This is a genomic window from Dyella tabacisoli (assembly GCF_003350925.1).
GTDB lineage: Bacteria > Pseudomonadota > Gammaproteobacteria > Xanthomonadales > Rhodanobacteraceae > Dyella_C > Dyella_C tabacisoli.
The window spans coordinates 117,214-128,659 of record NZ_KZ857175.1 but is presented as its reverse complement, the minus strand read 5'-3'; the positions used below and the strand labels follow the sequence as shown (position 1 = coordinate 128,659).

The window sequence follows — 11,446 nt, the reverse complement described above, 5'->3', positions numbered from 1 at the left end:
TCCCTCCCCTTGCAGGGGGAGGGGCAGATGTCTAAAACATGTAGATCCACTGCATGCCGGCAGCCGGTCGGCGTGTCTTGAAACCCTCTGGCGCATGCCAGGCCCAACCGGCGAACAGATCCCAGCTCAAGCCCCAGCGGCTGCCGCGCACACCCAGCACGCTGCCGGTCAGGCTGTGACTGCTCAGGCCCGGTGTGGGCGCGCCGCCGGCGCGGCCGGTATCTACGCCGCCGTACAACGCGATACCGCTGTCGCCTATGGGCCAGCTCACGGTGTTGCGCCAGTAGTAGCCATGGCGCCCGCCGATGCTGGTTTCGCCATCGAAGCCACGCACGGTGTAACGGCCGGCTACGGTGAGGTAATCCTCGGCGTAGACCTGGCCACTGGTGGCTTGTGCGCGCAATTCGGACGTCCATAACCAACGCTGACCGATCGCCTGGAACGGCAAGCTGAGGCTGGCATCAAATGTGGTGATGCCGACGCGGAAACCGGGACCGCCATGCGCGCTCGCGCGCCAGTCACCATCGAACCACGGCACATTGCGGCGATGGGCCAGACGCAGATCCAGTTGCGCGTTGCCGAGATAGCGGCGATGGATCAACGCCAGCTCGGCGGAGCGCGTCTGCCGCCGCTGATTTTCGATCTCGACACCATTGACGTAGCTGTGTGCCTGGCGACCGCTGACGATCAGTTGCAGCGAGGTCTTGCTGTTGGCATCGCGCTGCATCAGTCGCGTGGCGCTGACACTGGTGGTGCGCGAGCGACCGGTGAAACTGAAGGTTTGCTGCGCGCCGGTGACCGGCTGGCGGTAACCGTAGCCGTTGGTGGAAGCGCTGAAGGTCCAGTTGTCCCACGGCAGGCTGTAATTGAAATTGGCGCCGGTGGTGCCGCGGATACCGTGATAACGGCCGACCGAATGGGTGGCGCCGGCGACAAACAAATCGTTGAGACCCAGCGGTTGATCCCACGCCAGGTTCACGCCGCCCTGCTCGCGCCCGGTGGAGCGAGCGCCGCTGTCGTCCTGATTGAGGGTGACGCGCCAGGGTCTGCTGCGCGTCACCGCGAGTACCAGATCGGAGCTGCCCGGCTCGGTGCCGGGTGCGATATCGATCTTCACGTCTTGTGAAGGGACCCGCTTCATCTGCTCAAGGCCCTGCTCGATATCGCGCAGATTAAGCAGATCGCCCGGACGCAAGGGCAGCGCATTGAGCCAGTTCGCGTTGACTGAGCCGGGCGCGAAACGCACCGCGCCGACGGTGCCGGGAATGAGCAATAAGCGCAACTGCCCTTGGGCGAGGTTTTGCTCGGGTGTGACCAGGCGCGTGGTGACGTAGCCGTGCGCCAGGATCAGATCGGAGGCGCGATGGGCGATCAGCTCCAGCCCCTGTTGCCCGACGCATTGGCCGGCGTAGCGATCGAGATAGCTCTGCACGAAGCCGAATGCGTCGCCATGCGAGCCCCCAGGCGACCCTGGGTGGTCCAATTTCAGCGAAATCAGCTCAAAGCACGGTGTTTCCTGCGGCAGGCTGGTTTGCCGGTAGTCCGTCGCTTGCGCAGGCTGCAGGCGCACATCCGGCGCTGTGCGCAATTGCTCACGCTGTTGTGCTTCGCGCTGCGCGCGTTCGCGTTGCTCTTGCTCGCTCGATGCGGTCTGTGCAAACGCCGTACTCGATGCCAACAACAACGCGCCGGCCCAGACAGATAGCCACAGCCGTTCGCCGCTCACGGCATGGCGACCGGAGGTCCGATATATCACTAGATTGTCCCTGTTCCTGATTCGCTGGCGGCGGCTGGCCGATGCGACTGTGTATCGGCCGACGCAATATTTTCTCGAATGCATTCTACTGGCGCCCTCCTGGCTATAGCTGTCGCGGCACTGACAAAATGCCTCAGCCGAATCCGTTATCGGCTGTAGGCATGCGCCTACAGCCCTGCACCCACAACCGCCCGTACAGCGTGACCACCCTACCCCGCCGGGCAAAATGACTCAACAAATTTGCCCCAACCTGTCTCTTTTCCGCATAAAAAACCATTCGGCAGTTGGTGTGATCGCAAACTTGCCCTACATTGCGCATGCCGAGAGGCATATCAGCCAAATTCATCCAACAAGCACGGGGATACCCATGGCGAAGACGCAGAAAGCAGCAAGCAAAAAGACAGCGGCCCCCAAGACCGCAGCTAAGCCGGTCGCTCACAAGCCGATCAAAGAGGCGTTGAGCAAGTCCGGGCTGGTCGCCCACCTCGCTGAGGTGAGCAATGTGGTGGCCAAGGACGTACGTGCGGTTCTGGCAGCACTGGAAGGTGCCGTGGCAGGTTCCGTCCATAAGAAAGGCGCCGGCTCGTTCACCCTGCCGGGCCTGTTGAAGATCTCTGCCATCAGCGTGCCGGCTAAGCCCAAGCGCAAAGGCATCAACCCGTTCACCAAGGAAGAGCAGTGGTTCGCCGCCAAGCCTGCCTCGGTGAAGGTCAAGGTGCGCCCGTTGAAGAAGCTGAAAGACGCGGCAGCCTGATAGGCTCACCGCAAGTCTGCTGTAAAGACTGCAAAAACGCTGGCCTTGCGCCAGCGTTTTTGCGTTATGCGCCACCTGCTTGCCCTTCACTGGCCGGCATACCGCCAGAAAGCGCGAGCATCATCCACGACATCGACATCGGCGTAACCGAGCCCGGCTGGCTGTTATGCTCGCCGCCCTGCCATGGCCGCCAACTTCGTCATGAATAATCCCGCTCTTCACGTCATCGTTCTCGCCGCCGGCGAGGGCAAACGGATGAAGTCGAAACTGGCCAAAGTGCTGGTGCCACTAGCTGGCCGCCCTTTGCTTGCACACGTATTGGATGCCGCCCGCGCACTGCAGCCGCAGGCGATCCATGTGGTGTACGGCCATAACGGCGAGCAAGTGCAAGCAGCCTTTGCCGAGCAGGCCGACCTGCGCTGGGTGCAGCAGGCTCAGCAGCTCGGAACCGGCCACGCGGTCGATCAAGCCTTGCGCGAGGTACCCGATGGCGCGCAGGTTCTGGTGCTGTACGGCGATGTGCCACTGACCCGAGCCGACACCCTGTGCCAACTGGTGCAGGCGGCGAGCGGATTGAGCCTGCTGACCACACGGCCGGCCGATCCCCACGGCTATGGCCGCGTGCTGTGCGACGACCACGGTCTGGTGCAGGCGGTGGTCGAAGAGAAGGACGCCAACGATAGCCAGCGTGCGATCAACCTTATCAACACCGGCATTGTTGCCGGCGAAGCGGCCGCGCTAAAGCGCTGGATCGCCCGGCTCGATCGCAACAACGCCCAAGGCGAGTACTACCTCACCGACATCTTCGCGATGGCGGCGGCAGAAAAGCGCGCCGCGCTGAGTGTCGAATGTGATGACCCGGTTGAAACGGCCGGCGTCAACAACCCATTGCAACTGGCTGGGTTGGAAGCACAGCACCGGCAACGCGCCGCATACGAGCTGATGCTGGCCGGGGTGCGCCTGGCCGACCCGATGCGCCTGGACGTGCGCGGCCATGTGGAAGTGGCGCGTGATGTCGAGATCGACATCGACGTGATCCTGGAGGGCCAGGTGCAACTTGGCGAGGATGTGCGAATCGGCCCGTTCACGCGGCTGAAAAACGTGCGCCTCGCTGCCGGTACCATTGTGCAGGCGCACTGCGACCTGGAGGGCGTGATTACCCATGGCCCTTGCACCATCGGACCGTTTGCGCGGCTGCGCCCAGGCACCGAACTGGATGCCGGCGTGCATGTGGGCAACTTCGTCGAGACCAAAAAAGCCAAGCTGGGCGCGGGTAGCAAAGCCAACCACCTGAGTTATCTGGGGGACACCGAAATCGGGCGTGATGTAAACATTGGCGCCGGCACCATCACCTGTAACTACGATGGCGTGCACAAACACCTCACGCAGATTGGCGATGGCGCTTTTATCGGCTCCAACAGTGCGCTGGTGGCACCGGTAAGCATCGGCGCACAGGCCACCATCGGCGCCGGCTCGGTGATTACCCGCGACGCCCCCGACGGCGAACTGACCGTGGCGCGTGCGCGGCAAGCGACCCTGCATGGCTGGCAACGGCCGCAAAAGAAATAATCCGCGCCAACCTTGCCCACCACTCGCGTCTAAGGATTTGCCATGCATGGAACAAAGCACGGGATGGCGCGCAGCCTCGGTTTCGCCGCTGCCGGGTTGCTACTCGCCATCGGCCTGAATAGCGCATCGGCATCGGCCGCGGAAAATATCCATCAACTGGCCGGCGCGCCAAGCCGCTTCAGCTCGGTCGAAGGGCGCGACTATCGGCTGGTGGCGGCTCACCCCAAAGATGCCTCGGGACAGGTCTTGACCGATATCCCGGCCTGGCGCATCGACGTACGCGATAGCGAAGGCGAGTGGGAGGAAAATTCAGACGCGAAGCTGCCTGCATGGCAGCCCTCGATTCCAGCAGCGCTGCGTCCACACATTACCTTGATGCATGCCAATGCCGTCGGCTGGATCATCGTGCCGCGCGGTTGGCGCGTGCAGCGCGCCGTCGTTGGCGACGACGGCAATGCGATTTTCAATTTTATAGCGCCCGCCGGCGCGGCGACGGGCTGGCTGACCCTGGAGGAGATACCCGCCTGCATGGGCTGCATGTACAGCGCGGCCGATGGCATTCTCCCCGATGCGCACAAGCTGCACGACGCGTTGATGGAAACCTCTACGCCCAAGCCGACGTTATCGCCCAAGCCCGACTCGTTGAGCTATCCCAATCGCTGCACCGCACGCCTGGCTTACCGGCCAGCGCAGTCGCCGGCCGTGCAGGCGGTGCTGATGCTTGACCAGCGCAGCGACCCCAACTTCAGCGCTATCTATGCGGCATTGCCTGGCGACCAGGTGGCATTGACGAATTTTATTCTGGCGACGCATCGCACCGCGCACACGGACTGCGCGCTTTAGGGATGCTCACGGTCTCAGGCATAACGCCAGCCATCAAACTCCACCAGCAATTCGCTGCGGCAGACGTCGCCATGCAACATCAGCACCGGCACACCGGGGAGACGCTGGCGGAGAAATTCGCGTACGCGCGGCGCATCGGCCGGATCGCGCACATAAACCTTTAGCGGCGAATGGGTATCGAAACCCGCTGCCATATCGGCATGGCGCAGCAGCGCCTCCAGATTGGCCAAGGTTTCTTCGAGCTGCGCATCGAGATCGTCCCGGTGCGCCGAGGCATGACCGACCACCGCCGCCGTACCGGAGATAGCCAAGACATCTTGCGCGGGCAAGGTCATCGCACGCGCAAACCCCGGTGGAGTACGACCGTATTGCCGCGGGTAATGCCAGGAGCTGACCTGGCGCGGATTTTCGACCCGCATGCCGGGTTGGTCGCAGGCCAGCAGATAAACCTGCAAACGATGTTCGTCGGCGTGATGGCCGATCGCCGTGGCGGCCGGAAAACCATCGGCGAAAAAATCACCGGCACCGGCGGCACGGCCATCGCAAAACTGTTTATAACGCTCGGCATCGCCTTCGCCACGGTTGATCGCGCCAAGGTAATTCCAGATGCGCAATACATGCCGTTCGGTGCGCTGGCCGACAAACTCGCGGAGCCGCCGATAGGCCAACGCCGCGGTTTCGCGGATGCCACCGTGTTCGCGCTCATCCAGCGGGACGGCGACGAACAACCAACCGCCGCCAGCAGCCCACTGCAGGGCACCTTCGGTACCGTGGCGCACAACCCCATCCACCTGCCAGAGCTCCAGCGGCGCGGGTGCGTCGAAACACTCCAGATCGACCCGCAAATAACGTGGATCGCCGCTAAGCGCAGCGCCTGCGCCGAAACTGAATACGGCCAGCGCGCCTGCTTCACTCAGTGCAGCGTCAACATCGACATGACGATAGGACACGCGCGGCGCCGGGTGAAATGCAGGGGCGTTCAGCATGTCTTCACAACTTTGGACCATATGAAATGCTCTGATCTATTGGCATAGCCAACCAGGAATAACAGGGGGGCATGTTACACTCCGCGCCCTGCGCCGCCGGGGGGAGGCCAAGTAAACGCATATCGAAGTACGGGATCGCGCATGGCCGAACAGACTGCCGCACAACACGAATTGGCCATTCTCATGGTGAGCGCCCTGAAGCTGGAAACGGTCAGGCCCGAACAAATCGACGTGGATATGCCGCTATTCGGTAGCGAACTGGGCCTGGATTCCATCGACGCGCTGGAGATCGCGCTAGCCATCACCAAGCGTTATGGCTTTCAGTTGCGTTCGGATCATGCCGACAATCGCCAGATATTCAGCAGCCTGCGCGCACTATCCGAATACATTGAATTGCACCGCACCACCTGAGCGGTATCGCCACAGCATGAACACATCCCAATACAACGCGCCGCTTTGTATCGCGGCCGATCACCCGAGCCTGCCCGGACACTTTCCCGGTCATCCGCTGGTGCCCGGCGTGGTGATGCTGGAACAAGTGGCCCAGGCCTTGCGCGCATGGCGCGGCCTGCGTTTGACCGGTGTGCTTGAGGCCAAATTCATGGCGCCGCTATGGCCTGCGCAACAAGCCGAATTGACGCTGACCGAAATAACGCTGAATAACACCACTGATGCAAGCACCGGCGAGCGCATCCGTTTTGAAATTCTCCGCGATGGCAAACGACTGGCGCGCGGCATCGTCAGCGCCTGTTCCAGCGTGTCGAGTCCTTCGCGTTGAGCGGGCATTGGCAAAGCCGTCCTGAAGGTGGCGGACGTTTCGCGCTATGGCTTATCCGAACCATCGCGCTGCGTGGCGGGCGCGGTATGGGGCGACTGCTGCTGTATCCGATCACGCTGTATTTTTATCTGCGCCGCCGGCCCGAGCGGCTAGCCTCGCAACAGTATCTGCAACGCGTATTTGGCCGACCGGCCACACCGTGGCAGGTGATGAAGCATATCCACTGCTATGCAGCGACCACGTTGGATCGAATTTTTCTGCTGGCACACGGCGAGCAGGCCTTTGAGATCGAGACAGAAGGGCTGGCGCTGCTTGAGCAACGCATCGATTTAGGCCGCGGCGTATTGCTGCTCGGCTCGCATCAAGGCAGTTTTGAAGCCTTGCGCGCGCTGAGTGCACGCTGCCCGGATCGACTGCTGCGGGTGCTGCTGGACAAACAAAAAACCCCGGCCATGACCGAGTTGCTGGAGGCATTGGCGCCTGACGTGGGCGCGCAAGTCATCGACGCCTCGCGCGATGGTGCCTCGGTCACCCTCGCCATCGCCGAAGCCTGTGAGCAGGGGGCGATGGTAGCCATGCTGGCCGATCGCGGCCGCGAACACGAAGTACTGCGCCGCACCGATCTGCTCGGTACGCCGGCACCTTTTCCGGTAAGCCCGTGGTTGCTGGCGCATGCGTTGCAGGTGCCGGTGGTGCTGTGTTTTGGCATCTATCTCGGCGGCAACCGTTACAAGCTGGTATTTGAGCCTTTCGCCGACCGCGTGGAGGTGCCGCGCCATTGCCGGGCGCCAGCGCTGGACTTGCTGCTCGCCCGTTATGCGCAGCGCATCGAGCACTACATCCATGCCGCACCCTACAACTGGTTCAACTTCTACGATTTCTGGCAAGACAACGACGATTCGCGGGAGCCTCATCTGTCGAAAGCCGAGCCGCTGAGCATGATGCTTTCGCGCGAACGTTCCTCCTGAGAATCCCATGCTCGACAAGACCGATTGGGCACATTTGATTCCGCATGCCGGCACCATGTGCCTGCTCGATGCCGTCGTGAGCTGGGATAAAACGACGATCCACGCAATCAGCGCCAACCACATGCATGCCGATCATCCATTGCGTGGCGAACACGGTTTGCATGCGCTGCATCTGGCCGAGTACGGCGCACAGGCCATGGCCGTGCACGGCGCGCTGCTGGCACGGTCGCAAGGGATAGAAACCGTGCGTCATGGCCAATTGGTCAGCTTGCGCGACGTTACCCTGACCGAAGAATACATAGATGCGCTTGGCGGTCATTTAGACATCTATACCGAATGTCTCTACAGCGACGACAGCGGTTCGCAATACGCATTCCGGGTCGAACATGACGGCCGCCTGCTGGCTCATGGGCGGACCGCGGCGATGCATTCACGCATCGACAGCACTCTCTGATTCGTCGCCGGTTTACGGCATACTCGCCTCCGCGAGTCGCAAGGACTCCGTCATTCCATCAAGGAAAGGGAAGGGGAAAACATGCATAAGTTGTTGTTTGCATCCATCATGATGCTTGGTTTTTGGCAGTCGGCCCATGCCGATAACGTGGTGCTGATCCAGCGCCCAGTGCCTTTCAATGAAGATGCCGATATTCCAGGCGCCGTCAAACGCGAATGCAAGCTGGAAGAGAAGCTGCCTGATTCCATTGCCAAGTACGGCCGTGACACAGGCATCAAGACCGAATTCGCCGCCGAGGTCGCCAGCGACCATGCCGGCCGGGTGCTGGTCATGGAAATCACCAGTGCGGTGGCCGATGGCAATTCGTTCACCGGGCATCACAAAGCCATGTCGGTGAAGGGCAAGCTGTACCAAGACGGTCAACTGGTAGGCAACTTCAAGGGCCGCCGCACGTCGATGGGTGGCGTCTTTGGTGAATTCAAAGGTAACTGCGGGGTGCTTGAGCGTACGTCCAATGAACTGGGCGAAGACATCGCCAAGTGGCTGGCGGCACCGAAAATGGACGCCAAATTGGGCGACCTCGAATAATTCAACAAACAAGACGAGCCTTTGACTCCTCCCCCTACTTGTAGGGGGAGGTTGAGAGGAGGTGAACTATTCAGACTCAACGCTAATCAGGCTGCTCGCAAGGCAAGGCTCACGAACTTGTCGCGTCATCTCCAAAAATCAGCGGCGCCGTGCGAGAGCGCCGATAACTAGCCCAGAAATTGCCGTAGTGAATGGCTCGACCAACGGTATATATCGTGATGCGACTGACATCACGCACCGGGCTGAAGTGGCTATGGCGAAATTCGCCCTCATAGCGCGAGGCAATCGGTACCGAGACCACGCCAAGACCTTTTTCGCGCGACGCTGCGATCAGGATCGCCGCCTCGAACACGAAGTTCTCCGCCGGCAGCTCCACCAGATCCAATGCGGCACGCGGATACCAGCGCTGGCCGCTCTGGGTGTCTGCTACGGGCTGGGCGCAGGCCACGGAAATACCCCAGTCGGCCACCGCATTGGCGCGGCGGCGGCCTTTCGGCTGCTGCGTACGGTCAAGCAAGCGCGCACCGATGACGATGTGACCGGGATAACACCGAGCCGCCTCGACGATGCGCGGCACATCGGCCGCCAGATGCTGGCCGTCGCCGTCCATCGTTAGCACCGCATCGAAGCCTTGCCGCAGCGCTTCGCGGAAACCGTTGCGCAGAGCCTCGCCCTTGCCGCAGCGTTGCGGGTGACGCAGCAAGGTCACCGGCAATGCGCCGACGATCTCCGGCGTGCGGTCATCTGAACCGTCGTCAATCACGATGATCGACGCACCCAGCGCCAGCACCGATTCCACCACACCCTGGATAGCTGCCTCCTCATTGAGGCAGGGAATTAATACGCACCAACGTGCTTGGGGAGCATTCAAGTCGAATTCTCGGTAGGTACGGTGGGGTTTAAGCGAATAAGCGATAGTGACCATTTAGTGACAGCCATAGTGCGAGCCTAGCGAGCGGCTGCTGGCTTGCCTAGTCGGGCCTGTCAAACCTGCGCGACGCCTCGCCGCACCGGCGCCGCCCCAAGGCTTGCTAAGCTCACCGCGTTAAGTAGCGCGTCAACAACATGCCAAGCGTCAGCAATAAGTATTAAATCGAGGATGAATTGCCATGAGTGAGCAGGCCGATCGAGCCGAAACCTTTCTGCGCGAACTGCAGGACCGTATTTGCTCGGCTATTGAAGCGATCGATGGCTCAGCACGCTTTGAAGAGGACGCGTGGGTGCGCGCCGCCGGCGGTGGCGGGCGCACTCGCGTACTACGCGGCGGCACGGTGTTCGAACAGGCGGGCGTCAATTTCTCCCGTGTTCATGGCAGTCAGTTGCCGCCAAGCGCCACCGCTCATCGCCCTGAACTGGCGGGCGGTAGCTTTATCGCCACTGGCGTTTCGTTGGTGCTGCATCCGCATAACCCGTATGTACCGACCACCCATGCCAATGTGCGCTATTTCGAGGCGAGCAAGCCCGGTATGGAGCCAGCCTGGTGGTTTGGTGGCGGCTTTGACTTGACGCCGTTCTACCCCTACGACGAGGACGTGGCGCACTGGCACAAGACCGCGCATGACCTGTGCGCACCGTTCGGTGCGGACGTCTATTCGCGTTACAAGAAATGGTGCGACGAGTATTTCTATCTCAAGCACCGCGGCGAAACGCGCGGCGTGGGCGGCTTGTTCTACGACGACCTCAGCGAAGGCGGTTTCGAGGCATGCTTTGCGTTCACCCGCGCCGTTGGTCAGGGGTTTCTCGACGCCTACCTGCCCATCGTCGATCGCCGCAGAAACATGCCTTTTGGCGAACGCGAGCGTGAGTTCCAGTTGTATCGGCGCGGCCGCTACGTGGAATTCAACCTCGTCTATGACCGCGGCACCCTGTTTGGCCTGCAATCGGGCGGCCGTACCGAATCGATCCTGATGAGCCTGCCGCCGCGCGTACGTTTTGAATACGCCTACCAGCCCGAGCCAGGCTCCGCGGAAGCGCGATTGGGCGAATACCTGCAACCGCGCGACTGGGTATAACGCCAGGCTCTTTGCCCCCTGACCCGCTCACGCGAGTCGGGGGCTTTGCCAACTCAGGGCTGATCGCCGCTGAACGGCACCGGCGTAGCGCCCTTTACCGGGCCGATCTGCGCCGTGCTGCTGACGTCGAGCACCACGTCGCGACGAAACTCCAGCGGTCCCTGCACCACCGCATGCGGGCCAATCACCACGTGTGGCTTGCGGCTATTGGAATTGAACCAGCCACCGGGCTTATCGACCAGGATGCCCCCTTCGACCCGCGAGTTGGCGCCCACCATGATGTCGCCGCTGACGGTCTCGATACCGCCGCCGATATGCGCGCCATCCAGGCTGATGATGCCATTGACGTTGCTGGTCTTGCCGGTGACATCGGCATTCTTGCCCAAGCGGATGCTGCCGTTGACGGCTTCGACCGTACCGCTGACATGACTGCTCGAACCTATGGTGATCGCGCCATTGACGGTGCCGATCTCACGGGCCTGCACCTTGTCGCCCAGCTCCACCGAACCGTTCACGGTGCTGGCCTTTTGCACGCCGGCACCATCGGCGATGTGCACGCCGCCGTTGACGGTGCTGACATCGCCGGCCTGCTGACCGGCCTCGACGCGTACCGCGCCGTTGACTTTGTCGATGTCGTTATCGCTATGGGCGGCTGCCGTCAGGGATAGTGCCAGAACCGGAATGAGGGCAAGAACAAGCAGGGTGCGACGCATAACGAACTCCATACCGATGTTGTGT

13 protein-coding genes are annotated in these 11,446 nt (G+C 61.7%); 9 read left to right on the top strand and 4 right to left on the bottom strand.

Annotated elements, in window-relative coordinates; translation table 11 throughout:
- Window positions 1-31: 31 nt before the first annotated feature.
- On the bottom strand, window positions 32-1,756 hold the full coding sequence (locus DVJ77_RS07530; protein ID WP_162791404.1) for a ShlB/FhaC/HecB family hemolysin secretion/activation protein: 1,725 nt from the start codon (window positions 1,754-1,756) through the stop codon (window positions 32-34).
- Window positions 1,757-2,123: 367 nt separating this feature from the next.
- Between DVJ77_RS07530 and DVJ77_RS07525 the strand changes: the two genes are divergently transcribed.
- The 3 genes from DVJ77_RS07525 (at window position 2,124) to DVJ77_RS07515 (ending at window position 4,922) form a co-directional block, all read left to right on the top strand.
- Entirely contained in the window at window positions 2,124-2,510 is a 387-nt protein-coding gene (locus DVJ77_RS07525; RefSeq protein ID WP_114844882.1) for an HU family DNA-binding protein, read from the top strand.
- Window positions 2,511-2,711: 201 nt separating this feature from the next.
- On the top strand, window positions 2,712-4,079 hold the full coding sequence (gene glmU / locus DVJ77_RS07520; protein WP_114845278.1) for a bifunctional UDP-N-acetylglucosamine diphosphorylase/glucosamine-1-phosphate N-acetyltransferase GlmU: 1,368 nt from the start codon (window positions 2,712-2,714) through the stop codon (window positions 4,077-4,079).
- A 42-nt stretch (window positions 4,080-4,121) separates the two neighbouring features.
- Window positions 4,122-4,922 (top strand): DUF4850 domain-containing protein, encoded by an 801-nt coding sequence (locus tag DVJ77_RS07515; protein ID WP_114844881.1) that lies wholly within the window; start codon window positions 4,122-4,124, stop codon window positions 4,920-4,922.
- Between the two features lie 14 nt (window positions 4,923-4,936).
- On the opposite strand, the gene DVJ77_RS07510 is transcribed toward DVJ77_RS07515, so the two are convergent.
- Entirely contained in the window at window positions 4,937-5,929 is a 993-nt protein-coding gene (locus tag DVJ77_RS07510) for a chorismate transformation FkbO/Hyg5 family protein (RefSeq protein ID WP_114844880.1), read from the bottom strand.
- A gap of 120 nt (window positions 5,930-6,049) precedes the next feature.
- On the opposite strand from DVJ77_RS07510, the gene DVJ77_RS07505 reads away from it, so the two are divergent.
- From DVJ77_RS07505 to DVJ77_RS07485, 5 genes are all read left to right on the top strand, one after another.
- On the top strand, window positions 6,050-6,319 hold the full coding sequence (locus DVJ77_RS07505) for a phosphopantetheine-binding protein (protein ID WP_114844879.1): 270 nt from the start codon (window positions 6,050-6,052) through the stop codon (window positions 6,317-6,319).
- A 16-nt stretch (window positions 6,320-6,335) separates the two neighbouring features.
- Window positions 6,336-6,686: an ApeI family dehydratase gene (locus DVJ77_RS07500; RefSeq protein WP_114844878.1), complete on the top strand. Its 351-nt coding sequence runs from the start codon at window positions 6,336-6,338 to the stop codon at window positions 6,684-6,686.
- Entirely contained in the window at window positions 6,683-7,654 is a 972-nt protein-coding gene (locus DVJ77_RS07495; protein ID WP_114844877.1) for a lysophospholipid acyltransferase family protein, read from the top strand. Before DVJ77_RS07500 ends, DVJ77_RS07495 begins: the two co-directional genes overlap by 4 nt.
- 7 nt (window positions 7,655-7,661) lie before the next feature.
- Complete coding sequence (locus DVJ77_RS07490) at window positions 7,662-8,108, top strand: hotdog family protein (RefSeq protein ID WP_114844876.1); 447 nt, start codon at window positions 7,662-7,664, stop codon at window positions 8,106-8,108.
- 81 nt (window positions 8,109-8,189) lie between these two features.
- Window positions 8,190-8,696, top strand: coding sequence for a hypothetical protein (locus DVJ77_RS07485; protein ID WP_114844875.1), 507 nt, complete (start codon window positions 8,190-8,192; stop codon window positions 8,694-8,696).
- 109 nt (window positions 8,697-8,805) lie between these two features.
- On the opposite strand, the gene DVJ77_RS07480 is transcribed toward DVJ77_RS07485, so the two are convergent.
- Window positions 8,806-9,567: a glycosyltransferase family 2 protein gene (locus DVJ77_RS07480; RefSeq protein ID WP_114845277.1), complete on the bottom strand. Its 762-nt coding sequence runs from the start codon at window positions 9,565-9,567 to the stop codon at window positions 8,806-8,808.
- A gap of 238 nt (window positions 9,568-9,805) precedes the next feature.
- On the opposite strand from DVJ77_RS07480, the gene hemF reads away from it, so the two are divergent.
- Window positions 9,806-10,708 carry an oxygen-dependent coproporphyrinogen oxidase gene (gene hemF, locus DVJ77_RS07475; protein ID WP_114844874.1) on the top strand — a complete coding sequence of 301 codons (903 nt, stop codon included), beginning with the start codon at window positions 9,806-9,808 and terminating at the stop codon, window positions 10,706-10,708.
- 53 nt (window positions 10,709-10,761) lie between these two features.
- Here hemF and DVJ77_RS07470 read toward each other — a convergent pair whose 3' ends face one another.
- Window positions 10,762-11,421, bottom strand: a complete 660-nt coding sequence (locus tag DVJ77_RS07470) for a DUF4097 family beta strand repeat-containing protein (RefSeq protein WP_114844873.1) — start codon at window positions 11,419-11,421, stop codon at window positions 10,762-10,764.
- Window positions 11,422-11,446: the final 25 nt, after the last annotated feature.